The following is a 24,932-nucleotide window of genomic DNA, read 5'->3' as shown; positions in this document are numbered from 1 at the left end:
TTCATGCCATCGATCGTGACAGCCGCCGAAGAGGGCAGTCAAGGAAAACCCGACCGGTCTCGTATCGCGGACCACCTGATTTCACGAAGGCGTGACAGGGAAACCCTTGAACGGGCCGCTCGGGCGCCCGCATTCTGCTGCGGTGCGTATTGAACAGCTGGAATACATCGCGGCCGTCACCCGGCTCGGTTCGCTGCGCCGGGCGGCCGAGGAACTGCGCCTCTCCCAGCCCGCGTTGAGCGAGACGGTGCGGAATCTGGAACGCGAGCTGGGAGTGGATCTCCTGGAACGCAAACGCTCGGGCGCGACGATGAGCACGGAGGGCCGGGAGCTGCTGCCGCACATCGTCAATGTGCTGGACGCGGTGGACCGGCTCAGAGCGGCGGCGGGCGAGCAGCACCGCATCAGCCGCATGGTGCGCGTCGGCACGGTGAACGCGGCGACCGTGCCGCTGCTCATCCCCGCCGTCCGGGAGTTCCGCGCGGCGCACGTGCTGACGCAGGTGGAGGTGGTGGACGTACAGCAGGCGGAGATCCACCGGGGGCTCACGGAGGGCGGTTTCGATCTCGGCCTGGTGAACCAGCTGGAGGGCGACGACGTGCCTGCCGGCTTCGAGAGTACCGAGCTGCTGCGCGGACGGCCCGTGGTGTGCGTACGCCCGGACAGTCCCCTCGCGGCCCTGCCCGCAGTGTCGGTGGCGGACCTGCTCGCCGGGCCGCTGATCGCGATGCGCGCCGGGTATGTCATGCACCGCTATCTGCACCGGCTGCTGGGCGGCGACGGAGCGGCGTTCGCGTACTCCACGGACGGCGCCGAGATGGGCAAGCTGATGGTCGCGGAGGGGCTCGGGGCGACGGTGCTGCCCGACTTCAGCGTGATCGGGGACCCGCTGGAGCGGTCCGGGATCCTCACCTACCGGCCGATCACGGAGGACGACACCACCCAGGTGCTGCTGACGCTCCAGCGGCGCCGGGCCGAGTCCGTGCCGCTGGCCGCGCGGGACCTGTACGAGGTGTTCGTGCGCCGGGCCCGTGAGCTGGGCGGGACACTCACCGTGCCGGACGGGGCACCCAACGTCGCCACACTACGCATAAAGGAAAAATAAGAGCAGAATGCAAGTAGGCGGCATTTACCGCACACCGCATCAGACGCGGTCAGGCCTGCACAGTCGAAGGAGACGAGTCATGGCCAACGTCTCGCCCACCAGAGGTGACATCTCCAGCCACCCTGATGTACACGAAATGCGGGCGCGGTACGCCCGTATGCTCGGCGGTCGCGATGTGGCGCTCGTGGACGGACCGGTGTTCCTCGTCGGTCTGTACTGCGCGGCATCCCCCTGGATACTCCACTACACGACGAGCCAGCCCCCGCTCGTGACCCACAACCTGATCATGGGCATCGCGATCGGCCTGCTGGCCCTCGGGTTCACCAACACCCCCGAACGCATGTACGGCCTTAGTGGGGCCCTGTGCGCGATGGGCATCTGGATGATCATCTCGCCATGGATCGTCGGCGACAGCCCTGACGCGGGTGTCGTACTGAACAACATCATCGTCGGTGCCCTGGCCCTGTTCCTGGGGCTGTTGAGTGCGGGCGCGACAGCGAAGAGCTCCGGCAGGACATGACCGGAAGCGGGCCCGGTCCTCGGAGGGGACCGGGCCGCTCGCCGTTCGACTGACGGTTCAGCTCACGTTGAGTGCCGTGTCGTCGATGACGAAGGACGTCTGGAGGGTGGAGCCCTCCACGCCGGTGAACTTGACGGTGACCGTCTGGCCCGCGTAGGCGCTGAGGTCGAAGCTGCGCAGCGTGTAGCCGCTGGCCGCGTTGAGGTTGGAGTAGGTGGCCAGGGTCGACAGGACCGTGCCGCTGCTGTTGAGGATCTGCGGCTTCAGAGTGTCGTACGCCGTCGAGGTGGTCGTCTCGGCCGTGTCGATGTGCAGATAGAAGCTGAGGGTGGCCGAGCAGCCGGACGGGATCGTCACCGACTGGGCGAGCGTGTCGGTGTGGGCGGAGCCGTAGCCGTCCAGCCAGGCCTTGTAGGAGCCGGTACGGGCGGCCTGGCTGCTGGAGCTGGTGATGACACCGCTGGTCGCGGTCCAGGACGAACTGCCGGACTCGAAGCCGGGGTTGGCGAGCAGCTGGGCGGCGGTGCAGGTGCCGTCGCCGCCTCCGTCGTCACCGCCGTCGTCGTCGGTGGCACCGGCGAGCCAGGCCGTGGCGTTGAGGGCGAGTTCCGCGTTGGTGCCGGCGGTGTCGTTCCAGCCGTCGTACAGCGTGTTGCCGGACTGGCCGGTGCCGTCGTCGATCGGGGAACTGTCGCCCCAGAACGCGACCCGGCCGCTGCCGAAGGTGCTGGTGGCGAAGAAGGCGCCGGTGTTGCCGGAGTAGCCGGTGCGGTAGACGAGGCCCTTGACGGAGGAGTTGGCGGAGGGGCTGAGCGTGGCCGTCGTACCGCTGCGGATGATGCTGCCGGTGACCGTGCCGAAGGCGCCGTTGAGGACCGGGTCCGTGCTGCTGGAGATGGCGCTCGGGTCGTCCGTGCTCACATTGAGGGTGTCGACGGTGAAACCGAACGGATTCGTGCTGTCGACACTGTTGTTGCTCATCAGGTCGTTGATGATCTCGACGGCGTCCTCGCCGTCGTTGTTGCGGTCGGCGCCGGTGTGGTCGGAGACGAGGAAGAGCCCGCCGCCGTTCTGCACGAACGTCATCACGGCGGTCTTCTCGGCCGTGGAGAGCAGGACGTTCGGCTCGGGCAGCACGAAGGTGTCGAAGTTCTGGAGGTCGGTGGCGGCCGAGGTGCCGTAGGTGATGGTGCCGCCCGAGGCGAGCGTCTTCAGCGAGTAGTCGCCGGTCTGTTGCAGGGCGACGCCCCAGGCGGAGATCGCTCCGGTCCAGTCGGTCTCGGAGGACGGGCTGGAGTCCTGGCTCAGCGGGTCCGGCTGGCTGGTGCTGATGATCCAGTCGGCGTTGCCTGCCGTCTCGGCCTTGGAGTTGTCGAACAGGATGCGGTGCGGGGTGGCCGCCTCGGCCGGGGCGGCCGTGGACATCTGGACGGCGGCACTGGCGGCGAGCAGACCGAACACGGCAACCGCCGTGGTGACTCCGGAACCGAGTCTTCGATGCGGGGAGCTTCTGAACGAGGGCATCCGGCGAACCTCCGTCTGGGGTGGGAAGAGGCTGTGCGAGGAGGGAGTCTTCGCGCGTAGAACGGCCACCGGCCGTCACCTACGCAACGCAGCTTTGAAATGTACATGACGGTTCGGGGCCTGAACAGACTGTCCCGGTCCACAGCGGGCACTAGCCATGCATCGGCAATATCGGCATAGAGGGGCGGAAATGACGATCTCCAGCATCATCGGCGCCATCATCATCGGCACCGTCATCGGTGTACTGGGCCGGCTCGTCGTCCCGGGGCGCCAGCGCATCGGCATCCTTTGGACGATCGCGGTCGGCATCGTGGCCGCGCTCATCGGCTCGGCGATAGCCGCCGGCTTCGACGTGTCCGACACGGACGGCGTCGACTGGGTCGAGTGGCTCATCCAGATCGGCCTCGCGGCGTTCGGCGTGGCCGCACTGGACCGGGCGAAGGCACCGGGGCGCAGCCATGGCAGCAGGCGGCGCTGAGAATTCCCTTGCAGGCACTGAGCGGCGGGGACTAGACAGGCCGGGCGGAGTCCTGTTGGCGGTTTCCCGCGCCCCCAAGGGGCGCGGGAAACCGCACGACCAGCCACAACGGACCCGCAGCCTGAGGACCGCCGCCACTCACCGCCACGGAGACGACTTGCCCCCACGCATCACCGCACTCACCGACCCCGACGTCAGCGCGTCGAGCCGAAGGCTCGCATGGCTGGCCTCCGCCCCGGACGGCACACCACTCGGCTCCGCCTTCCTCCGCCTGTTCACCAAGGAGGGCCAGGAACATCTCGCCGAGCTGGAGACAACCGTCCACCCTGCCGAGCGCCGGCAGGGGATCGGCACCGCGCTCCTGGAGGCCGCCGTCACAGCGGCCCGGAGCGACAGCCGACGGTCACTCGTCGCGCAGGCCGAGGAGGACTCCCCCGGCGACCACTTCCTGGCGGACCGGGGTTTCCGCCGAGTGCTGACTCTGACGTACGCCCGGCTGGTCCTGGCCGACGCCGACCTCGCGGAGATCACCCGGCTCGCCGAACTCCCGCACCCCGGCTACCGGTTGACGTCCTGGGAGGGCGCCGTTCCGCCCGAACTGGCCCAGAGCTACGCCGACTCGCGCCGCGCCATGGACGACATGCCGATGGAGGACACCGACTACGGCACGGTCGTGTGGGACGTCGACCGCGTCCTGGCGGCGGCCGAGGCGATCGCGAAGCGCGGCGACCTGCTGCACACCGTGGCCGCGCTCGACGCGACGGACGGTTCCGTCGCAGGCTTCTCCGAACTGGTGGTCCCGGGCAACGGCCGGGGCGACGGCCAGCACTACGGCACGGCCGTCCTCCCCGAGCACCGAGGCCACAGCCTCGGCCGCTGGATGAAGGCCGAGTCGATCCGCCGGGCCAGAGCCCACCACCCCAACCTGACCGGCCTACTCACCGACACCGCGAACAGCAACGCACCGATGCTCGCCATCAACGACGAACTGGGGTACGTACCCACGCACAGGGCGGTGGAGTTCCAACTCGGCCTATGAAGCCAGGGCCGACGGGCCGCCCGATGCCGGTCAGCGGCTCGCCCCGTTCGGGGCCGGCCCCCGGCGCTGTTCTCGGTCAGGGGCCTGCCCCGGTGTCGGCCGGTGGCCCCGGTGCCGGTCGGCTGCCCGCCCCGGTGGCAGCACGCGGCTTGCCCGTGTTGGCCAGCAACCCGCCCCGCCCTGTCTCAGCCAGCGGCCCGCCCGGCGTCAGCCCCCGGCCCGGCGCGGGGCCCGCCCGGTGTCCGACCCCCGGCACGGGCCAGGGCTCGGACCCGGCCACGCACCGGCCCGTAGAGTCCCACCTCGGCCCGCCAAGCCGCGACCGGTGCTCGCCCGGGGTCGGTCGGCGGCCCGCCCCACGCGTCGGCCAGCCACATGTGGGGGTCCGCCCCCGCCACAGGGCAGGGCTCGTGCTCGGCTCACCGGGACCATGGAGTCCCGACTCGGCCCGCCAAACCGCGACCGGTGCTCGCCCAGGATCGGTCGCCGGCCCGACCCACGCGTCGGCCAGCCACATCTGGGGGTCCGCCCCCGCCACAGGGCAGGGCTCGTGCTCGGCTCACCGGGACCATGGAGTCCCGACTCGGCCCGCCAAACCGCGACCGGTGCTCGCCCAGGATCGGTCGCCGGCCCGACCCACGCGTCGGCCAGCCACATCTGGGGGGTCCGCCCCCGCCACAGGGCAGGGCTCGTGCTCGGCTCACCGGGACCATGGAGTCCCGACTCGGCCCGCCAAACCGCGACCGGTGCTCGCCCAGGATCGGTCGCCGGCCCGACCCACGCGTCGGCCAGCCACATGTGGGGGTCCGCCCCCGCCACAGGCCTGGGCTGTGCCCGCCACGCGCCGGGACCATGGAGTCCCAGCTCGGCCCGCCAAGCCACGGCCGGTGGCCCGCCCGGTGTCGGCCGGCTGCCCGCCCCACGCGTCGGTCAGCGCCCGCCCTGGCGTCAGCCCCGGCACGGGCCCGGGCCCGCCGCCGCGCCCGGTGCGGCCCCCGCGCCGCTCAGGGCTCGTACACGTACGGCGTCGTCGTGGTGAGGGGTTCGAAGCCGAGGCGTTCGAGGATGGGTCTGCTCTGGTGGGAGGCGTCGACCTGGAGGTAGCGGTAGCCGCGTTCCACGGCCGCGCGGGCGCGGTGGGCGACCAGGGCGCGGTAGATGCCCTTGCCGCGCCAGCCCTCGACGGTGCCGCCGCCCCACAGGCCGGCGAACCGGGTCCCGGGGACCAGTTCCATGCGGGCCGCGCTCACCGGCTCCTCGCCGGCCAGCGCCACGACGGCCGTGATCGTGTCCGGGTCGTCGGTGAGCCGGGCGAGCAGTTGGTGCCGCAGTCGGGAGCTGTCGGTGCCGAAGGCCTTCTCGTGCACGTCGGCCACGAGATCGACGCCTGCCCGGTCGGTCACCGGGACGAGACGGATGCCCTCGGGCGGCTCGGTGTCGAAGGTCAGGGCGGAGACCTCGCCGATCATCAGCGTCTCCTCGGGCTCGGGCGTGAACCCCGCCGTCCGCAGCCGCTGCCCCAGGTCGATGGGGAGGTCGTGGCCGTAGAGCTTCCACTCGAACCCGCGTCCGAGGCCGCTGTAGTGGCGGATCTGCTCGGCGATCGCCTCGTCGGCGCTGTCCGCGTCGAGGTCGGACCAGACCACCCCGTTCCAGCCCTGGGCGTCGGCGACCTGGCGCACCACCCCGCCCACCCGTTCGATCCGGGCGCCTGGCCCGTCGGGCTGTGCCCCTTCGCGCATGTCCCGGTCGTAAAGGGCGAGCACACCTACATGATCCATGCCGTAACTCCAGCACCCTGATGCGGCAAGCGCAACGGTATTGGCACCTGGGATACGTCACCCTTCCGATCATTCGCGCATGCGAAGCATATTTCTGCTTCCTGCTCTGCTTCCTGCGCCGCCACGGTGACATCCGGCGATCACCAGGCCCTCCCGACCACACGGACGTACCCTGCACCCTGAAACCGCACCACGAGGAGGCGCCGTCAGCCATGGTGAAGAGCGACGAACTGCCCTATCTGCGCCGCTGCGTGGAGCTGGCCGCCGAGGCCCTGGCGGCGGGCGACGAGCCCTTCGGGTCCGTCCTGGTGGGCGAGGGGGGCGCGGTGCTGGCGGAGGACCACAACCGGGTCGCGTCCGGCGACCGCACCCGCCACCCGGAGTTCGAGCTGGCCCGCTGGTCGGCCGCCCATCTCACCCCGGAGCAGCGGGCGGCGGCCACCGTCTACACCTCCGGCGAGCACTGCCCGATGTGCGCCGCCGCACACGCCTGGGTGGGCCTCGGACGGATCGTGTACGTCGCCTCGTCCGAGCAACTGACCGCCTGGCTGGGTGAATTGGGCGTACCCGCAGCCCCGGTACGGCCCCTGCCGGTCAACGAGATCGCGCCCGGGGTGACGGTCGAGGGACCGGTACCGGAACTGGCCGAGGAGGTACGGGAGTTGCACCGCCGGTTCCAGGCCACCACGCACCGACAAGGGTGACCCGTACGGACGTTCGCCGCTAGCCGAGTTCGAGCGTGGTCACCCCGAAGACCCTCTCCCCCGCGAACTCCCGTACCGGGCCCGTGTACATGCGTGCCGTCTCGAAGGACGGCGCGAAGCCCGCCTCCTCCACCAGCGCGACGGCGGCCGTGTTCGGCTCGGGGACGTCGATCGCGACCTCCGTCCCGGCCGCATCGGCCGTCAGCGCGGCGAACAGCGCCCGGGCCTCGTCGGCGGTGTCGGCGAACAGCGGGCCGATGCGGGACGCGTCACGGCCGGGGCGGACGACTCCGTAGCCCGTGATGGCGCCGTTCCCCGCACGGTCGTCGTCGGCAGCCTCGCACACGAAAGTCCGATGGCCGGGGGCCGTCAGCCAGTACTCCAGGAAGCGGGGCCGGTCCGCGGGGGTGCAGAGGGCGTCGTACGCCGTGATCGCCGCCAGATCCTCCGGCAGTACGGGACGTACGCCCGCCGGGATGTCGGCGGCAGGGGCGGTTCCGGTGTACCGGACGGTGCGGTGGGCGGGTTCGAAGCCGGAGCGGCGGTAGTTGTCCTGCTGGGCGACCACACCGTCGAGGCCGACGGTGCGGGCACCGGCGTGGGCCAGCGCGGTCTTCCAGGTGGTGATTCCGTAGCCACGGCCTCGTACGTCGGGACGGACCAGATAAAAACCCAAAAAGGCGTACGCGTCACCGTAGTTGACGACCGAGACCGCCGAGACCGGCTCCCCGCCGAGCCTGCCGATGAAGAAGCCCTCGGGGTCCTGGGCGAAGAACCCGGCGGTGTCCGACAGCCCCGGATTCCAGCCCTCGTCGCCCGCCCATCCGGTCACCACCGGCCAGTCCTCGGGCGTGGCCCGGGTGACGAGGAGGTCTTCGGGGCCCGGGGAGACCGGGTCGGCGGAGGTGGTCATGGGTGTGCTCCGTTCCGTTCCATGGGGGGGGATACGGCCCCGTCCGTCCACGACTCTGGGCCATGGCTCTCGGCTGGGGCGCGACCACCCAGCGTAACCGTCGCCCACGCCCGGCCGCCGGGAGGCGAGCCCCTGGTCACCCGCATATCGTGTTCGAGGGCGCCGCCCCGGCCCACAGCCGGGACCCCGCCCCTGGAGGCATCATGCGGTCCGCGTACCGACGCCGGGCGCTCGCCTCGGCCGCGACACTCGCCCTGCTGGGGGCGGGCTCGCCGACGGTGGCCGCGGCGGACGACGAGCCCGGCCTGTCCCGCTTCTACGACCAGGAGATCGACTGGTCGGCCTGCGCCGCCGGGGCTCTGTACGAGCCGCCGACGGACGGCCTCCAGTGCGGCAAGGTCACCGTCCCGCTCGACTACGCGAAGCCCGGGGGCGACACCCTCGAACTGGCGATGGCCCGCTACCGGGCCACGGGCACGTCCAGGGGTTCGGTGCTGCTCAACTTCGGCGGCCCGGGCGGCCCGGGCGTCAGCCAACTCGCCTATGCGGGCAAGGACTTCATGAGCCTGACGAACGGCTACGACGTGGTCACCTTCGACCCGCGCGGCGTCGGCAGGTCCTCCCCCGTCAGCTGTGGCGAGGGCACGGACACGGCCGCGGACGTCGCGGTGACCGGCGGCGAGGCCGGCGACAACCCGCGTGCCGTCCTCGAACAGCTGCGCAAGGCGGCCCAGGCCTGCGCCAGGCACTCCGGGCCCGTCCTGCGGCACATCGGCACCGTGAACGCCTCCCGCGACCTCGACGTGATGCGCCAGGCACTCGGCGACAAGAAGCTCAACTACCTCGGTTTCTCGTACGGGACACGGCTCGGCGCGGTGTACGCGGCCCAGTTCCCCAAGAAGGTGGGCCGGTTCGTCCTGGACGGCGTCGACACCCTCACCGAGCCGCTCGCCGAGCAGGGTCTCGCGGGCGCCGCCGGGCAGCAGACCGCGCTGGAGGCCTTCCTCACCTGGTGCGTGATCGACATCGCCTGTCCGTTCGGGCAGGACGTGCGCGTCGCCCGCCAGCGGGTCGTCGACCTGGTGGACTCCCTCGACGAGGACCCGGTGCCGACCGGCTACGGCGACAGCTTCTCCGGTCAGGATCTGGTGGGTGCCATCGGTCAGGGGCTCTACAGCAAGCGGATGTGGCCGCCCCTGGAGCGGGCTCTCGCCGGGCTGGTCGAGGACGGTGACGCGAGGGGGGTCATGGCGTTCGCCGGCCGAGGTGTCGCCGTCCCCCCGAAACAGAGCCCCACGGGCCGGAACTCCGTACGCCAGAGTCCCTCGCCGGACTCCGACGGCCCTCTCGTCGACGAGGTCGAGGTGCCCATCGACAACCTTCCCGCCGCGCTGATGGCGATCAACTGCGCGGACGACCCCGACCGCCCCACGGCGGCCCGGATCACCAAGGATCTCGCCGCCCTGCGCGCCTCGTACGAGAAGGTGTCCCCGGTGTTCGGCCGCTACCGCCTCACCGAGGTCCTGACGTGCTACGGCCGCCCCAGGGGCACGGACTTCATCCGCACCGAGGTCCGGGACGTCGACACCCCGAAGATGCTGCTGGTGGGCACGCGCGGCGACCCGGCCACGCCGTACCGCTGGACGACCGAGACGGCCGAGCGGCTGGGCTCGTCGGCGGTCGTCCTCGACAACAAGGGCGAGGGCCACACCGGGTACGCGTCCTCGAAGTGCGTGCACCGCAAGGTCGACGCCTTCCTGCTGTACGGCTCCCTCCCGGCCGACGGCAGCTCCTGCGGCGCGGACGAGGCCGACTGAGGCGCCCTGGGCCCTCTCACTGCTCCCTGCCCTCACCGCCCGCCGAAGGGGCGCCCAGGAGGTCGGAGAGGCCACGGTCGACGGCGTCGCCGAGGTCCTCTCTCCCGGCGGCCACGACGGCGAACGTACGGAGCAGGAAGCGGCGCAGGGCCGGGGTGTCGAACTGGAGCAGGGCCAGGCCGTGCGGCGAGTGCAGTTCCAGGACCGTCCGTGCGGGCCCGCACGGCCAGATGTGCACGTCACCGCCCCCGGCGGGCCGTCGGACACCCTCCTCCAGGAGGCTCCGGGCGAAGGTCCAGCTCACCCCCTCGCCGTCAAGGGCGGCCTCCGCCGGGAAGTCGATGTGCACGGCCAGTGGATCGGTCGAGGCGTAGCGGAGCGTGGCACGGACGGGCAGCTCCTGTTCCTCCGAGGTGATCAGGCGTGCGCGCGCGGGCTGTTCGAGGGTGACGTCCATGGCAGTCTCCGCTCCGGTTCGGGCCGACGATGCTGATGCCGACGCGTTGTGCCGACGTGGTGTTACGACCCCGAAATGGCCTCTCCGATTACGCGGAATCCGCAGCTTTTATTGTGAGCTGCATCACTAACTGGCGTGGTTTTCCGCGGGGATCGCGAACCGACGGGCGATTCGGGGGCAACCTGACCGTGCGCCCCGGCAACACACGGCCGCACATCGCACAAATGGCCGTCGAACACGCGAGTGAATGAGTTGCCACTCATCTCCATCGATCCATCAAGTCGCGTACCCCGACTACGACTTGGCACACCGGGCGCCTACCGCTTTCGCCCCAGGAAAACCGTCCGAGAAGACTGTGGCATATGCCAGAAGCACCACCGTATCGGGTGTTGCCAAATCCCTTACAGGGCGTCGCAGGCTGTGCAAGAGTCGTAACCGGTCCTTCCGACAGCCTTGGTCGTACCGTCCCTTCATCGGAGTGCGTCATGCCGCCCCATCTCTCCGCGGACCGCCCAGCCGCCCAGCCGCCCGCGCGCGGCTCGGTCGACGCGCTCATCACCCAGGCCCGCCGGCTCAAGGGCGACGTGGACGCCGTACGACGGGACACTCCTGCCGACGGATCGGACCCGGAGGAACGCTGGCAGCGCGCTCTGTACGATCTGGCGCTGCGTCAACTGGGCGACCTCGACGAACACTTGGCCCAGCTGCGAGACGGACCGCAGCCCGTGCCCGAGGCTCCCGTGGCCGCCGATGCGGTGCCCGCCCTGCGAGCCGTGCCGACCGCTCCCCGGCGCGACTCGCTCCTCAGCCGGGTCGGCAGCGCGGAGTGGAACCTCCTTACGGACGAGGCCAGTTGGTCCGGTGAGCTGTACCAGATCCTCGGCCGGGACCCCGCCGCGGAGCCGCTCACCCTCGACGAACTGCCCTCCCTGGTCCTCGACGAGGACCGCCGAAGGCTCACCGCGATGGTCACGGACTGTCTGATCGACGCCAAGCCCATCGACGGCGAGTTCCGTGTCGTACGGCCCGACGGCGGCGTGCGGACCGTGCACATGATGGGCGAGCCCGTGCTCGACGCCGACGGCAGCACCGCCTCCATGTGGGCCGTACTGCGGGACGTCAGCGAACTGCGCCGCAGCCAAAGGACGGTGAGCGAGACCCGTGACTCGCTCCAGCGTCACCGGCACCACGCGCAGTCCGAGCGCCGGCTCGCGGTCGAGTTGCAGGAGGCTGTGCTGCCGCCGTGGCGCGGCTCCCTGCGGCTCCCGCGCCAGGGACCCCAGGCCCTGGACCTGGCCGCCCACTACCTCCCCTCCTCGACGAGCGCGCTGATCGGCGGCGACTGGTACGACGCGCTCGAACTGGCCGACGGCGACACCCTGTTGAGCGTCGGCGACCTCACCGGGCACGGGGTGACCGTGACCTCGGGCATGGCGATGCTGCTGGGCGCACTGCGCGGCATGGCCGTGGCGGGCACCCAGCCGGGCCAACTCATGTCCTGGCTCAACCAGTTGCTCGACGCGTCCGTCCAGCCGGCCCTGGGCAGCGCGATCTGCTGCCGCTACCGGCCCGGGACCCGCACCCTCACCTGGGCACAGGCAGGACACCCCGCCCCGCTGCTGTTCCGCGACGGGACGGGGCGCGTGCTGAACCCACCGAGCGGTGTTCTGCTCGGCGCGACCTCGGGCGCCGTCTACGGACAGGCCGAGGAGACCCTGGAACCGGGCGATGTGCTCCTCCTGCACACCGACGGACTGGTGCCCGGGCGCCGGGAAGGTACCGCCGTCGCAGACCGCCTGCTCGAACTGGCCCCGCGCTTCGGCGAGGCGCGGACCGCGCAGGAATGTGTACGGGCGGTGGTGGAGGAGTTCGGCGAGGCCGAGCGCGAGGACGACGCCTGCGTACTCGTCGTCAAAGTGGCCCCGTAGGACGGACGGTGCAGAAGAACTGCCAGGGTTGGACTGCCGGGCGGGCTAGACCCGCCCGGTGTTGTTGCCGCCCCTCCCCTTCGTCTGCTTCGGCAGCGACAGTTTGATCTCCTCGCGGAGTTCGTTGATCTTCGGGTAGCTGGAGTACGCGGCGGTGAGCCGGTACATCTCGCGCAGCCGGTCCCAGGTGCGGTGGGAGGAGTTCGAGCCCATCGACACCAGCGCCAACCGCGCGTATCCGGCGGCCTGTTCGGGGTCGTCCGCGATGAAGCAGGCGGAGGCCATGGACAGGTAGTCGAAGATCTTCGACCGCTGGCGGTTGTCGACCCGCAGTTCCAGGGCCTTCTCCGCGTAGTACTGGGCGTGCACGGCCGCGCCCGGCTCGTGCTCGGCCAGGGTGCGGTAGGCCAGGGCCTGCATGCCGTACAGGTCCTCCGCCTTGAACATCTGCATCCAGCTCGGCGGCGGCACATCACCCTTGTCGGAGACGAAGAGATCCTCCGCCTGGCCGAGGGTGCGGCGCATCGCCTGGCCGTGCCCCATCGACGCCTGTGCCCAGGCCTCGACGGTGTACAGCATGGCCTTGGTGCGGGGCAGAGTCTCCTCGCCCGAACCGGAGTTGGCGAGCTTCATGAGGTCGAGCGCGTCGTCGGGCCGGCCGAGGTGCACCATCTGGCGGGCCGCCCGGGAGAGCGCCTCCCCGGCGCGCGGCCGGTCGCCGCCCTCTCGGGCCGCGTGGGCGGCGATGACGAAGTACTTCTGGGCCGTGGGTTCCAGGCCGACGTCGTGCGACATCCAGCCGGCGAGGACGGCGAGGTTGGCGGCGACGCCCCACAGGCGCCGTTGGAGGGGTTCGGGGTGCCGGTAGGCGAGCATGCCGCCCACCTCGTTGAGCTGTCCCACCACTGCCTTGCGCTGGAGCCCGCCGCCGCGGGCGGCGTCCCAGGCCCGGAACACCTCGACCGCGCGTTCCAGTTCCTCGATCTCCTGCCACCCGATGGGGGCGGCCTCGTACCGGTCGAAACCGGCGGGATCGGCGTGCAGGGGGTTGTCGAGGTCGGGAGCGTCGGCGGAGAGAGTCGGGTCGGTGTGCAGCCAGTCGTGCATGGCACTGCTGAGTGCGGAGCCTGCGGTGAGCGCGACGCCCGCACCCACCAAGCCGCGTCGGTTGAGCATGAGGTCCATTCCCGTGAATTCGGTGAGGACCGCGGCAGTCCGATCGGGCGTCCACGGCACGCCGTCGGGAGCTTCCGCACTCCCGGCGCCCGGCCGTTTCCCCACACGCCCGTGCCGGACCAGACCTAAGTCCTCGATGGTCACGACACGGCCGAGACGCTCGGTGAACAGGGCAGCCAGTACACGCGGCACCGGATCGCGCGGGATCTCTCCCGTGTCGATCCACCGCCGCACCCGCGAGGTGTCCGTCGCCAGCTGGGGGTGGCCCATGGCCGCCGCCTGCCGGTTGACCAGTCGCGCGAGTTCGCCCTTGGACCAGCCGGCCAGGCCGAACAGGTCCGTCAGACGAGTGTTGGGTTGTCCGCTCACGTCAAGCCCCCAGGTTCTCGGCTGAGTTGACAGTAACCGTCTGTCAGATGCTCCGGGACTATTCGCCAGGGTTCGCCAGGGTTCGCCAGATGGTGTGCCACTGGCCAACCGGTGTCAGGTAGGAAAGCGCCACCCCGACCCGGTCGCCGAGGAACACTCCCCAGGGTGCACCGAAGCGGCCGGGCCGGGCAGCGCACGACCGACGCAGGCACACGAAGGGATCTGTTTCTCCCATGTACGCAGCATCGTCCTCCGTGTCCGCCCCTCCCCGGCTGCTGCACCCCCGCCCGGGTGGCAGCGGCCCCTACCTCGACCCCGCGCGTCCGGCGGCCCCCGCACTCGGGGCTGGTGCCGGCCGAGCACGACGGCTGCCGGGGATCGGTACGCAGCCGCTCAGCGGGAGACTCGACCTGTCCGGCACGCAGGGCGCCCAGCTGCGCACCGCGATCGCGTCGGTGCACCGGATCTGCCCGGAGTTCGCGCCGGTGCAGGTGCTGCGCCGCAGCGGACGCTCGGTGCTCCTGGTCGGGACGACAGGGCGGAGCACGGCCGTCGCCAAGTGTTTACTGGACCAGTCGCCGGCCTGGGCCGAGCGGATCCGGCACGAAATAGCCGCTTACCGCTCGTTCGTCCGGCATCGCCCGCCGGTGCGGGTGCCCCGGCTGATCGCGGCGGACCCGGACAACTGCACGCTGGTCATCGAGCGGATGCCGGGCCGGGTCGCGGCCCTGCATCGGCATCCGGTCGAGGCACCGCCACGTGCGGACATCAGGGCGGCGCTGAGCGCGATCTGCCGGCTCAACGCCTGGCGTCCCCCGGCGGGCACGTTCGACGCCCCGCTGGACTACGCGGCCCGTATCTCCCGGTACCACGAGCTGGGTCTGCTCACCGACCGGGACATGGGTGATCTACAGAAACTGGTGCACGGCATCGCGCACTCGGCGGGCCGCCAGGGCATGGGCCAGTTCTGCCACGGCGACGCACTCCTGTCCAACATCCTCCTCTCACCGGCCGGTCCAGTGCTGGTGGACTGGGAGCATGCGGGCTGGTATCTGCCGGGGTACGACCTGGCGACGCTGTGGGCGGTCCTCGGTGACGCGCCGGTGGCCAGGCGGCAGATCAGCCAGCTCGCGCAGTCGGCGGGACCGGCGGCACGGGACGCCTTCCTGGTGAACCTGATGCTGGTACTGACGCGCGAGATCCGTACGTACGAGCTGGCCGTGCAGCGTTCGATGCACGAGACGACCCCGGCGGCACCGGGACCGGCCGGACCGGGTGCTGCGCCGTCCGGCGAGGAACAGCGGCTGCTGCTGAGGCGGCTGCACGACGACTGCCAGCTGGCCCGACGGGCCGTACGAGCGGCGGTCGGCACTCGCTGACGGGGGACGTGGGCCCGCGATGCGCCTGGACAGCGGCGCAGCGCGGGCCTTCGTCATGCCTGGCAGCGGGAGGCCGCGAAACGCCGCCCGCACCCTTATTGACATGGGAACTCATTGGCCTCTGGGCATCATTGACGGATCGTCGGGCAGCCGATAGCACTGACTTACGTTTCGGCCCCGTACGCACCCCCACGACCGCCCGTCCCAGGAGGCCGCCTTGCGAGGATCCGCCGACCCCAGACACCCCACCGATCCCGGACACAGACGCCTGCGCAGAACCGCAGGTGCGCTCGCCTCGGCGGCGCTGCTGCTGCCGCTGCTCGGCGCGGCCCCGGCCGACACCGCCGCCCCGGCGGACCGGCTCCAGCGCGCCTTCGCCGCGGCGGCCGCCGAGTACCACGTGCCGCAGAGCGTCCTGCTCGCCGTCTCCTATCTCCAGTCCCGCTGGGACACGCACGCCGGGGCGCCCAGCGTCACCGGCGGCTACGGCCCGATGCACCTCACCGACGCCCGGACCGCCCTGGCCGACGCCCCGCACCACAGCGAGGGCACGGAGGATGCGCGCGGCGACAGTGCCCGTCCGGCTCTGCACCCCACTACGGAGGTGCCGACGGAGGCCGAACTCCCGCCCCGGCTGCGCACGTTGACGAAGGCTGCCGAGCTGACCGGGCTGCCGGCGTCGCGGCTCCGCACGGACCCGGCGGCCAATGTGGCCGGCGGCGCCGCCCTGCTGGCCGCCGCCCAGCAGGACCTCGCCGAGCCGCTCAGCGCCGATCCGGCAGACTGGTACGGCGCGGTGGCCCGCTTCTCCGGCGCCGACGACACCGCGACGGCGGCGGCGTACGCCGATGACGTGTACGACGTCCTGCGCACCGGCGAGCGGCGCACGACCGACGCGGGACAGCGGGTCGCCCTCGCCGCGCGCCCCGAACTGGCCCCCGACACCGCCCAGTTGAGGCGGACCGGGCTGCGGACGGTGTCCGCCGAGGGCACCGAGTGCCCGGTGACGGTGTCCTGCGAGTGGATTCCGGCGCCGTACGAGGAGTTCGGCGACGGCGACTACGGCAACCACGACCTGGGCAACCGGCCTGCCGGCCAGAGCATCCGGTACATCGTCGTCCATGACACCGAGGGCGCCTGGAACGGCGTACTGACCATGGTCCAGGACCCGACCTACGTGTCCTGGAACTACACGCTGCGCTCGACGGACGGGCACATCGCGCAGCATGTGAAGGCGAAGGACGTGGCCTGGCACGCGGGCAACTGGTACGTCAACGCCAAGTCGATCGGGCTGGAGCACGAAGGCTTCCTCGCGAATCCGGACGCCTGGTACACGGAGGCGATGTACCGGGCGTCGGCGCGGCTGGTGCAGTATCTGGCGGCCAAGTACGGCATCCCGCTGGACCGGCAGCACATCCTCGGCCATGACAACGTGCCGGGTCCGACCACCTCGACGGTCTCCGGAATGCACACCGACCCGGGCCCGTACTGGGACTGGCAGCACTACTTCACCCTGCTGGGCCGCCCCTTCGAGCCCACGGTCGATGCGGACGGCGACAGCAGCTTGGTGACGATCCGGCCGGACTACGCGTCGAACCGGCCGGTGTACACGGGCTGCGCCACGGCGGGCCAGGCGTGCGCGGCCCACGGTTCGAGCGAGGTCCGCCTGTACTCCCAGCCGGACACCACCTCGGCACTCATCAAGGACATCGGGACGCACCCCACGGGCGACGGCACGTCGACGATCGGCGTCAACGACATCGGGTCGCGGGCCTCCACCGGCCAGCAGTACGCGGTCGCGGAGCGCAGGGGCGACTGGACGGCGATCTGGTACCTGGGCCAGAAGGCCTGGTTCCAGAACCCGGCGGCGAACCCGACGGCGGTGAGCGGTGTCGGCACGCTGGTGACACCGAGGGACGGTCTGACGGAGATCCCGGTGTACGGAAGGGCGTACCCGGAGGCCTCGGCCTATCCGGCGGGCGTCCCGGCCCAGGCGGTCTCGCCGCTGCCGTACAAGCTGCCCGCGGGCCAGAAGTACGTGGCCGGGGACAAGGTGCCGGGCGAGTACTACTACGCGGTCACCTTCGACACGTCCGCGCACCGGGTCGTGGTCGGCCAGGACCAGTACTACGAGATCCAGTTCGGCCACCGGGTGGCGTTCGTGAGGGCGGCGGACGTACGACTGACGCTCCGCTGAGCAAAGCGCTACAGGGCGGGGGCCTGGCCCCCGCCCTGTACGCAACCAGCGTCGATCACGTCACTGGGTCTGGAAAAGCTCCGCGGGCAGCGGCTTCAGCAGGGCGTACAGGTCGTCGGTGATCGGGCGGTCCCATGCCGCGATGGTCACCAGCACGTTGTCGCTGCGGTCGAACTGCACGCAGGCGATCCGGCTCTCGGAGAGCTTGAGGCGGCGCACGATCAGGAGGTTGTCGCCCTGCATCACCGGGACGTCCTCGGTGCCGACGACGGTGACCTCCTCCTCGTTCTCCAGGGCCAGCAGCAGCTGGGCGACCTCGAACGGGACCTCGTCCTCGGCGACGTCACGGGCCGGGGAGCCCTCCGGCAGATTGCCGATGACCATCGCGGGACCACGGCCACCGAACAGGTCGTAGCGCAGAAACACCCCCTGGCAGCTGCCGTCGGGCGCGGGCAGCAGGCCCGCACCCAGATTGCCGGGCCAGTCACCCGGATCCATGGCCAGAACATCGAAGTCGGGGCCGGCGGGAGTGGCACTGCGGCGGCGGAGGAACGACATACAGCAATGGTACGTGTCCCGCCGGACCTCCATGCCCCTCGGGCACCGCCGACCGACACCGCGCTAGCTCGCCTGCTTGTGCCGCTCGTGATGGCGGGCGACCCGGGCCCGGTTCCCGCAGGCCGGCCTGCACCACTCCTGGCGCGGGTGCTCCTTGAGGAAGTAGCGCACGCAGCGCGGTGCGTGGCAGGCCCGCAGCCGAGCCCGGTCCGGGCCGGCGAGAAAGGTGACAGCGGCCTGCGCGAGGACGGCCACGATCTCCTCCTCGCCGCGTACGCCCTGGTGGCGTACGACGGGTTCGGCGTCGTCGGCCCAGTCGAGCACGGGGACGGTGGGCGTACGGGCGGCGGCCTCGTTGAGCCGCCGCAGCGCCTCGGGCAGGGGCAGCAGCCGTGCCGCGTCCGCCGGGCTCGGCTCGCCGGGCCGCACCGCGCGGGCGAACAGGGTGCGGACGGCGGCACGGAGTTCTCGTACGGCGGTCAGGGCGGCCTCGTCAGCGACGAAGCGGTCGGTGTCCGGCAGGGTGTCGCGGTGGGCGCGCACCCAGGTGGTGAGGCCGGTGGGGCCGGTGAGGTCGTCGGCGACACCGCCCTCACCGTCATGGCGGACGGTGAGAGCAAGGTCGAGGGCGAGCCGCGCGTCGCTGGTGATCAGGTCCCGCATGGCCCTAATGCTAAGCCCCGCCACACCCATTAGCGCGATTTTTCCTCGCCCCCGCCGCCCCTACCCGTCCCATCCTCGGGGGCGCTGCCCCCGAACCCCCGCTCCTCAAACGCCGGAGGGGCTGAATACCCAGCCCAGGGGGGTCTGGGGGCGCAGCCCCCAGGGATGGGACGGGTAGGGGCGGCGGGGGCGAGAAAGCATCAGGTCAGGTCGAACTCCCCTTCCCGTGCCCCCGACACGAACGCGCCCCATTCCGCGGGCGTGAAAATCAGGGAAGGGCTGTGCGGGCGGCCACTGTTGCGCATCGCGATGAATCCCTCGACAAAGGCGATCTGGACATCCCCCCGCCCACTGCTGCTGGACTGCCAGTCGGCGTTGCTGAGGTCCAGCTCCGGCTTGTCCCAGCCCGCGAGCGGGTGCTCCTGGATCGTGCTCTCGGCCACGTCCGTGCTCCTCCCGGTTTCGTCGTCCGCGGTCAGCCTAGCCATCGCTTCCTGCCGCCGACAGGCCACGTGAGGGGGATGCTTCAGGAGGTGGGCGGTTCGCTGCCGACGAGCCACATCGAAAAGAACTGGGAGCCGCCCCCGTAGGCGTGCCCAAGGACCCGGCGAGCCCCGTCCACCTGGTGTTCTCCGGCCAGCCCGCGCACCTGAAGCGCCGCTTCCGCGAAGCGGATCATGCCCGAGGCACCGATCGGATTGGTGGACAGAACACCGCCCGACATGTTGACCGGCAGGTCCCCGTCCAGCTCGGTGACCCCGGACTCCGTCAGCTTCCAGCCCTCACCCTCCGCCGCGAAGCCGAGGTTCTCCAGCCACATGGGTTCGTACCAGGAGAACGGTACGTACATCTCGACGGCGTCGATGTCCCGCCGGGGGTCGGCGATCCCGGCCTGCCGGTACACGTCGGCCGCGCAGTCCCGGCCCGCCTTCGGCGACACGGCGTCCTTGCCCGCGAAGAGCGTGGGTTCGCTGCGCATCGCGCCGCCGTGCAGCCAGGCGGGCGGGCGCGGTGAGCGGGCGGCTCCGGCGCGGTCGGTGAGGACCATCGCGACGGCGCCGTCGGAGGACGGGCAGGTCTCGGAGTAGCGGATCGGGTCCCACAGCATCGGCGAGGCCTGGACCTTCTCCAGCGTGATGTCGTGCTCGTGCAGATGCGCGTACGGGTTCTTGAGCGCGTTGCGCCGGTCCTTGTACGCGACGAGCGAGCCGACCGTGTCGGGGGCGCCGCTGCGTCGCATGTACGCACGGACGTGCGGGGCGAAGAAACCGCCCGCCCCGGCCAGCAGGGGCTGCTGGAAGGGGATCGGCAGGGACAGTCCCCACATGGCGTTCGACTCGGACTGTTTCTCGTAGGCCAGGGTGAGGACGGTGGCATGGACGCGGGACCTGACGAGGTTGGTGGCGACGAGCGCCGTGGACCCACCGACCGAGCCCGCCGTGTGCACGCGCAGCATCGGTTTCCCGACCGCGCCGAGCGCGTCGGCGAGATACAGCTCGGGCATCATGACGCCCTCGAAGAAGTCGGGCGCCTTGCCGATGACGACGGCGTCGATGTCGGCCCACGTCAACTCGGCATCCGCGAGAGCCCGTTGAGCGGCCTCTCGCACCAACCCGGCCATGGACACGTCCCGTCGGGCAGCGACATGCCTGGTCTGGCCGATCCCGACGACCGCCACGGGTTCACTGGGCATGACGGGGCTCCCCTTCTAGTACGGCGACCAGGTTCTGCTGGAGGCAGGGCCCGGAGGTGGCGTGGGCGAGGGCCCGGTCGGACTCGCCCCGGTGGATCCGGGCGGCGGCCTCGCCGATGCGGACGAGCCCGGCGGCCATGATCGGGTTGGCGGCGAGGGCACCCCCGGAGGGGTTCACGCGGACCTCGTCGCCCAACCGCAGGGCTTTCCTCAGGACCACCTCCTGCGAGGTGAACGGCGCGTGCAACTCGGCGGTGTCCACGGGCCGTTCGAAGGCGCCGGCCTTCTCGGCGGCGAGGCGCGTCGACGGCGAGTCGGTCAGCTCACGTACGCCCAGCGAGTGCGCCTCGATGCGGTGGTCGATGCCCCGGATCCAGGCGGGCCGCTCGCACAGTTCCCGGGCTCGGTCTCCGGCCGCGAGGATCACGGCGGCGGCCCCGTCGCCGATCGGCGGACAGTCCCCGGTGCGGAGGGGACGTACGACATATTCCCCCTGCACCACCGAACCCCGTAGCTGGGCATGGGAGTTGGCCTGGGCATCCGCCCGGCTCCGGGCGGCGACGGCGGCGAGCGCGGGCTCGTCCGTGTAGCCCTCGTCGATGAGCGCCTGCGCCTGGAGGGCGGCGAGCGCCACGGAGTCCGGCCACAGGGGGGCCACGTAGTACGGGTCGAGTTGCCGGGTCAGGACGTCCCGCACCGAGCCCGGTGAGGACTTGCCGTACGAGTAGACCAGCGCGGTGTCGGTGTCACCTGTCATCAGCTTGGTCCAGGCCTCGTACAGCGCCCATGCCCCGTCCATCTCCACGTGGGACTCGGAGATCGGCGGCCAGGCGCCGACGCCGTCGAGGGCCAGGGTGAAGGAGAAGGCGCGGCCGGCGAGGTAGTCGGAGGAGCCGGAGCAGGTGAAGCCGATGTCGCTGGTCTTCAGGCCGGTCTGGTCGAGGACCTCGTGCAGGACCGGCATGAGCATCTCGACTTCGGACAACTCGTCGCTGGTCCGCCGGTGTTCGGTCTGTGCGAAGGCGACGACGGCGATCTCGCGTGTCACAGCGACTCCTTGTACGTCTCGTAGTCCGCGTCGGGCTCGCCGGTGGGCCGGTAGTGGTCGGGGTAGCGGCCCCCTTCTGTCCACACCGGTTCGACGCGCAGCCCCATGCGCACCTGGTCGTACGGGATGCCGCCGATCCGGCCGTGCAGGGCGAGGTCGGCGCCGTCGAGGGCGATGTGGGCGTAGACGTACGGCACTTCGATGTCGAGGTTGCGCGCCTTGATGTTGACGATGCAGAACGTGGTGACCGTGCCACCGGGGCCCACCTCGACCTGCTCGGACGTGGCGACACCGCAGGTGGGACAGGCGCCCCTCGGCGGGACGTACACCTTCCGGCAGGACGGGCAGCGTTCGCCGACGATCCGCCGGTCGGCGAGGGCCGTGATGTAGGCGGTCTGGGCACGGCCGGGCGAGTAGGTGTAGTCGAGTCGGGCCTCGGCGACGATGCCGGTCACCATCGACTCGAACTGCCCGTCGTGGTCGGGCGGTTCACCCGCGCTCGGGCTGTCGTACGGCTCGAAGCAGGCAATGTCCGTGATCGCGCCGGAGCGTTCCGCCGCCCAGCGGACGCGGACGCGCATGCCGGTGTGGACGGCATCGGGGCCGGGGGCGTCGAGGGCGTGCAGGAGGGTGGTGTCGGCGCCGTCGAGGCGGACCAGGACCCAGGCGAAGGGCGTGTCGAGGGGCTGGCCCCGGCGCGGGGCGTGGTTCCAGGCCCAGGTGGTGACGGTGCCGGTGGGGGCGACCTCGACCAGGTCGCGTATCTCGTCGGCGGTCACCGGGTCGTACTCGACGGGTGGGACGAGGGTGCGGCCGTCGGTGGTGCGGACCCCGAGGACGACCTGTTCGCGCAGGCCGGTGAGGAAGGCGCTCTGGACGGGGCCCAGGGAACGGGTGAAGGGGAATTCGACGACCAGGGGGGCTTTGAGGACTTCGGTGGTCATCCGGGGTGCTCCTTCGCGGGGTCAGGCGCGCCGGTAGACGGGCGGGCGCTTCTCGGCGAAGGCACGGGTGCCTTCCTTGGCGTCGGCGGTGTCGAAGATGGGCCAGCCTCGCTTGAGTTCGGCGGCGAGGCCGTCGGTCTCGGTCAGTTCGGCGGTCTCGTAGACGGAGGCCTTCACGGCTTCCACAGCCAGCGGGCCGCAGGCGTTGATCCGTTCGGCGATCTCCAACGCCTTGTCGAGGGCGGTTCCGTCGGGGACCACGTGCCCGATCAGGCCGATCGCGGCTGCCTCCTGGGCGGTGTACGGGCGGCCGGTCAGCAGCATTTCCAGGGCGTGGGTGCGCGGGATCTGGCGTTGGAGGCGGACCGTGGAGCCGCCGATCGGGAAGAGGCCGCGTTTGACCTCGAAGAGCCCGAAGGTCGCCGACTCGCCCGCGACCCTGATGTCGGTGCCCTGGATGATCTCGGTGCCGCCGGCGACGCAGTACCCCTCGATCGCGGAGATCACCGGTTTGCGGGGGCGGTGATGGCGCAGCATCGCCTTCCAGTGCAGATCGGGGTCCGCCTTGAGCCGGTGGCGGTACTGCTCGCCCTCCATTCCGTTCCCGGCCAGGGCCTTCAGGTCCATCCCCGCGCAGAAGGCGCCCCCGGCTCCGGTGAGCACGATGGAGCGGACGGCGTCGTCCTCGTCCGCCTCGACCCAGCCGTCGTACAGCCCGACGAGCATCGGCAGCGAGAGCGCGTTCTTGGCCTCCGGCCTGTTGAGCGTGAGGACCAGTGTGGCGTTCTCGCGCCGCACGGTCAGGTGTTCCGTGCCACCCATCGACCGTCTCCCCTCTGAAAGAACGAGAACAGGTGAAAGAACGAGAACAGGTTGCAGGAGCGGAGGAAGCACTTCAAGGGTTTTCTGACAGGTAGTCAGATTTCTTCGACGCGGCCCCTTCACAGTTGCCGCACCCTTTGCTCTGATGACCGGCGAGCCGACAACCGCAAGCAGTGCCCGGGGTCAGGAGGAGCGGTGGAGTACAACCTTGCCGACCTGTTCGAGTCGGTGGTCGACGTGGTGCCCGACCGCGCGGCACTGATGTACATCGACCATCCGGGCACGGGCGCGGAACGCCGTCTGACCTACGCGGAGTTGGACGCCGCCGCCAACCGGGTCGCCCATCATCTGATCGACAACGGGATCCGTCCGGGCGAGCATCTGGGGCTGCATCTCTACAACGGGATCGAGTACCTCCAGACCGTGCTGGGGTGCCTGAAGGCGCGAGTCGTGCCGGTCAACGTCAACTACCGCTATGTGGAAGACGAGTTGGCGTATCTCTACCGGGACGCCGACCTCGTCGCCCTGGTCTTCGACGCGGAGTTCACGGAGCGGGTGGCGGGGGTACGGCCCCGGGCCACGGCGTTGCGGCATCTGATCCGGGTGGGCGAACCGGCCCCGGACGCGCCCGAGTTGGACGCGGTGGCCTTCGCCGATGCCGAGGCCGCCGGGTCACCCGGGCGCGGCTTCCCGGACCGTTCCGGCGACGACCAGTTCATCATCTACACCGGCGGCACCACCGGTATGCCCAAGGGGGTGATGTGGCGTCAGGAGGACCTGTTCTTCTCGGGGTTGGGCGGTGGCGCCCCGACCGGCGAGCCGGTCAAGTCCCCGCAGGAGCTGGCCGAGCGGGTCGCGGCCGGCGGTGACGGGATCACGTTCTTCCCCACTCCCCCGCTGATGCACGGCACCTCGACCCTGACCGCGTTCATCGCCTTCAACTTCGGCCAACGGGTGGTGATCCACCGCAAGTTCGTGCCGGAGGAAGTGCTGCGCACGATCGAGAAGGAGAAGGTCACCAGCGTGTCCCTGGTGGGCGACGCCATGCTGCGTCCACTGATCGACGCGCTCAACGGGCCGATGAAGGGCACGGACTGCTCGTCCGTGTTCAGCGTCTCGTCGTCCGGCGCGATCATGTCGGAGACGGTGCGTGCCCAGTTCCAGGCCCTGGTGCCGAACTGCATGGTGCTGAACAACTTCGGGTCGTCGGAGTCCGGCTTCAACGGTACGGCGACCGAGGACTCGGGCCCGGGGCGCGGCTTCCGTATCCGCGTCAACTCCCGTACGCAGGTGGTGGATCCGGCCACCCACGAGCCGGTTCCGCCGGGCGAGGTGGGCCGGATCGCCCAGCGCGGCCACGTACCCCTCGGCTACTACAACGACCCCCGGAAGACGGCGGAGACCTTCTTCGAGAAGGACGGCGAGCGGTGGTCGCTGCTCGGCGACATGGCGACGGTCGACGAGGAGGGTGTCGTCATCGTCCTGGGCCGGGGCTCGCAGTGCATCAACACCGGCGGGGAGAAGGTGTATCCGGAGGAGGTCGAGCAGGCGCTCAAGTCCCATCCGGACGTGTACGACGCTCTGGTGGCCGGCGTTCCGGACGCGACGTGGGGCAACCATGTGGCGGCGGTGGTGCAGTTGCGCGAGGGGGCGACGCGGCCAAGCCTGACAGACGTACAACTGCACTGCCGTACGCAGCTGGCGGGTTACAAGATCCCCCGGCAGCTGGTCATCGCGGAGGCGATCCAGCGGTCGCCGAGTGGCAAGGCGGACTACCGGTGGGCGCGTGAAGTGGCCGTAGCCGCAGATCAGTAAGG

Annotated in this window: 22 protein-coding genes; 10 read left to right on the top strand and 12 right to left on the bottom strand. The window is 70.8% G+C overall.

Going from position 1 to position 24,932, the window contains the following annotated elements; all coding sequences use genetic code 11:
- Window positions 1-142: 142 nt before the first annotated feature.
- Both OG787_RS48755 and OG787_RS48750 read left to right on the top strand, forming a co-directional pair.
- Window positions 143-1,105 carry a LysR family transcriptional regulator gene (locus OG787_RS48755; RefSeq protein ID WP_405539912.1) on the top strand — a complete coding sequence of 321 codons (963 nt, stop codon included), beginning with the start codon at window positions 143-145 and terminating at the stop codon, window positions 1,103-1,105.
- A 79-nt stretch (window positions 1,106-1,184) separates the two neighbouring features.
- Window positions 1,185-1,625: an SPW repeat protein gene (locus tag OG787_RS48750; RefSeq protein WP_405539910.1), complete on the top strand. Its 441-nt coding sequence runs from the start codon at window positions 1,185-1,187 to the stop codon at window positions 1,623-1,625.
- A 57-nt stretch (window positions 1,626-1,682) separates the two neighbouring features.
- Here OG787_RS48750 and OG787_RS48745 read toward each other — a convergent pair whose 3' ends face one another.
- Entirely contained in the window at window positions 1,683-3,149 is a 1,467-nt protein-coding gene (locus OG787_RS48745; RefSeq protein ID WP_369031713.1) for a hydrolase, read from the bottom strand.
- 190 nt (window positions 3,150-3,339) lie between these two features.
- Here OG787_RS48745 and OG787_RS48740 point away from each other — a divergent pair, with 190 nt between their 5' ends.
- Together OG787_RS48740 and OG787_RS48735 are read left to right on the top strand one after the other, a co-directional pair.
- A complete protein-coding gene (locus tag OG787_RS48740; RefSeq protein ID WP_405539908.1) occupies window positions 3,340-3,627 on the top strand; it encodes a GlsB/YeaQ/YmgE family stress response membrane protein in 288 nt (95 codons plus the stop codon).
- Window positions 3,628-3,784: 157 nt separating this feature from the next.
- Window positions 3,785-4,666 (top strand): GNAT family N-acetyltransferase, encoded by an 882-nt coding sequence (locus OG787_RS48735; RefSeq protein ID WP_405539907.1) that lies wholly within the window; start codon window positions 3,785-3,787, stop codon window positions 4,664-4,666.
- Window positions 4,667-5,670: 1,004 nt separating this feature from the next.
- Here OG787_RS48735 and OG787_RS48730 read toward each other — a convergent pair.
- Window positions 5,671-6,447: a GNAT family N-acetyltransferase gene (locus OG787_RS48730; RefSeq protein WP_405539905.1), complete on the bottom strand. Its 777-nt coding sequence runs from the start codon at window positions 6,445-6,447 to the stop codon at window positions 5,671-5,673.
- 212 nt (window positions 6,448-6,659) lie between these two features.
- Here OG787_RS48730 and OG787_RS48725 point away from each other — a divergent pair, with 212 nt between their 5' ends.
- Window positions 6,660-7,151: a nucleoside deaminase gene (locus OG787_RS48725; protein ID WP_405539904.1), complete on the top strand. Its 492-nt coding sequence runs from the start codon at window positions 6,660-6,662 to the stop codon at window positions 7,149-7,151.
- A gap of 19 nt (window positions 7,152-7,170) precedes the next feature.
- On the opposite strand, the gene OG787_RS48720 is transcribed toward OG787_RS48725, so the two are convergent.
- The gene (locus OG787_RS48720; protein ID WP_369031718.1) at window positions 7,171-8,064 is read right to left on the bottom strand and encodes a GNAT family N-acetyltransferase; all 894 of its coding nucleotides are present in this window, start codon (window positions 8,062-8,064) and stop codon (window positions 7,171-7,173) included.
- 203 nt (window positions 8,065-8,267) lie between these two features.
- Here OG787_RS48720 and OG787_RS48715 point away from each other — a divergent pair, with 203 nt between their 5' ends.
- Window positions 8,268-9,881: an alpha/beta hydrolase gene (locus OG787_RS48715; protein WP_369031719.1), complete on the top strand. Its 1,614-nt coding sequence runs from the start codon at window positions 8,268-8,270 to the stop codon at window positions 9,879-9,881.
- A 16-nt stretch (window positions 9,882-9,897) separates the two neighbouring features.
- Here OG787_RS48715 and OG787_RS48710 read toward each other — a convergent pair whose 3' ends face one another.
- On the bottom strand, window positions 9,898-10,338 hold the full coding sequence (locus tag OG787_RS48710; RefSeq protein WP_369031721.1) for an SsgA family sporulation/cell division regulator: 441 nt from the start codon (window positions 10,336-10,338) through the stop codon (window positions 9,898-9,900).
- Between the two features lie 485 nt (window positions 10,339-10,823).
- On the opposite strand from OG787_RS48710, the gene OG787_RS48705 reads away from it, so the two are divergent.
- Window positions 10,824-12,266 carry a PP2C family protein-serine/threonine phosphatase gene (locus OG787_RS48705; protein ID WP_405539902.1) on the top strand — a complete coding sequence of 481 codons (1,443 nt, stop codon included), beginning with the start codon at window positions 10,824-10,826 and terminating at the stop codon, window positions 12,264-12,266.
- 45 nt (window positions 12,267-12,311) lie between these two features.
- Here OG787_RS48705 and OG787_RS48700 read toward each other — a convergent pair whose 3' ends face one another.
- Window positions 12,312-13,811, bottom strand: coding sequence for a hypothetical protein (locus tag OG787_RS48700; RefSeq protein WP_389347405.1), 1,500 nt, complete (start codon window positions 13,809-13,811; stop codon window positions 12,312-12,314).
- Window positions 13,812-14,044: 233 nt separating this feature from the next.
- Between OG787_RS48700 and OG787_RS48695 the strand changes: the two genes are divergently transcribed.
- A complete protein-coding gene (locus OG787_RS48695) occupies window positions 14,045-15,190 on the top strand; it encodes an aminoglycoside phosphotransferase family protein (protein WP_369031724.1) in 1,146 nt (381 codons plus the stop codon).
- Window positions 15,191-15,407: 217 nt separating this feature from the next.
- Window positions 15,408-17,387: an N-acetylmuramoyl-L-alanine amidase gene (locus OG787_RS48690; protein ID WP_369031725.1), complete on the top strand. Its 1,980-nt coding sequence runs from the start codon at window positions 15,408-15,410 to the stop codon at window positions 17,385-17,387.
- 60 nt (window positions 17,388-17,447) lie between these two features.
- Here OG787_RS48690 and OG787_RS48685 read toward each other — a convergent pair whose 3' ends face one another.
- The 7 genes from OG787_RS48685 to OG787_RS48655 form a co-directional block, all read right to left on the bottom strand.
- Window positions 17,448-17,945, bottom strand: a complete 498-nt coding sequence (locus OG787_RS48685; RefSeq protein ID WP_105968051.1) for a hypothetical protein — start codon at window positions 17,943-17,945, stop codon at window positions 17,448-17,450.
- A gap of 63 nt (window positions 17,946-18,008) precedes the next feature.
- Window positions 18,009-18,608: an ABATE domain-containing protein gene (locus tag OG787_RS48680; protein WP_369031726.1), complete on the bottom strand. Its 600-nt coding sequence runs from the start codon at window positions 18,606-18,608 to the stop codon at window positions 18,009-18,011.
- 200 nt (window positions 18,609-18,808) lie between these two features.
- Entirely contained in the window at window positions 18,809-19,051 is a 243-nt protein-coding gene (locus OG787_RS48675) for a DUF397 domain-containing protein (protein ID WP_055523791.1), read from the bottom strand.
- Between the two features lie 83 nt (window positions 19,052-19,134).
- Entirely contained in the window at window positions 19,135-20,301 is a 1,167-nt protein-coding gene (locus OG787_RS48670) for a thiolase domain-containing protein (protein WP_369029567.1), read from the bottom strand.
- Window positions 20,291-21,349, bottom strand: a complete 1,059-nt coding sequence (locus OG787_RS48665) for a thiolase domain-containing protein (RefSeq protein WP_405539901.1) — start codon at window positions 21,347-21,349, stop codon at window positions 20,291-20,293. The genes OG787_RS48670 and OG787_RS48665 overlap by 11 nt, the downstream gene beginning before the upstream one ends.
- Window positions 21,346-22,293, bottom strand: a complete 948-nt coding sequence (locus tag OG787_RS48660; RefSeq protein WP_369029569.1) for a Zn-ribbon domain-containing OB-fold protein — start codon at window positions 22,291-22,293, stop codon at window positions 21,346-21,348. The genes OG787_RS48665 and OG787_RS48660 overlap by 4 nt, the downstream gene beginning before the upstream one ends.
- Before the next feature lie 21 nt (window positions 22,294-22,314).
- Window positions 22,315-23,115, bottom strand: a complete 801-nt coding sequence (locus OG787_RS48655) for a crotonase/enoyl-CoA hydratase family protein (protein ID WP_369029570.1) — start codon at window positions 23,113-23,115, stop codon at window positions 22,315-22,317.
- A gap of 195 nt (window positions 23,116-23,310) precedes the next feature.
- Here OG787_RS48655 and OG787_RS48650 point away from each other — a divergent pair, with 195 nt between their 5' ends.
- Window positions 23,311-24,930 (top strand): acyl-CoA synthetase, encoded by a 1,620-nt coding sequence (locus OG787_RS48650; RefSeq protein ID WP_369029571.1) that lies wholly within the window; start codon window positions 23,311-23,313, stop codon window positions 24,928-24,930.
- Window positions 24,931-24,932: the final 2 nt, after the last annotated feature.

It is taken from the genome of Streptomyces sp. NBC_00075, assembly GCF_045041225.1.
Lineage (GTDB): Bacteria > Actinomycetota > Actinomycetes > Streptomycetales > Streptomycetaceae > Streptomyces > Streptomyces adonidis.
Note: the sequence above shows the minus strand (reverse complement) of the source record. Positions and strands in the feature narration are given on the sequence as shown.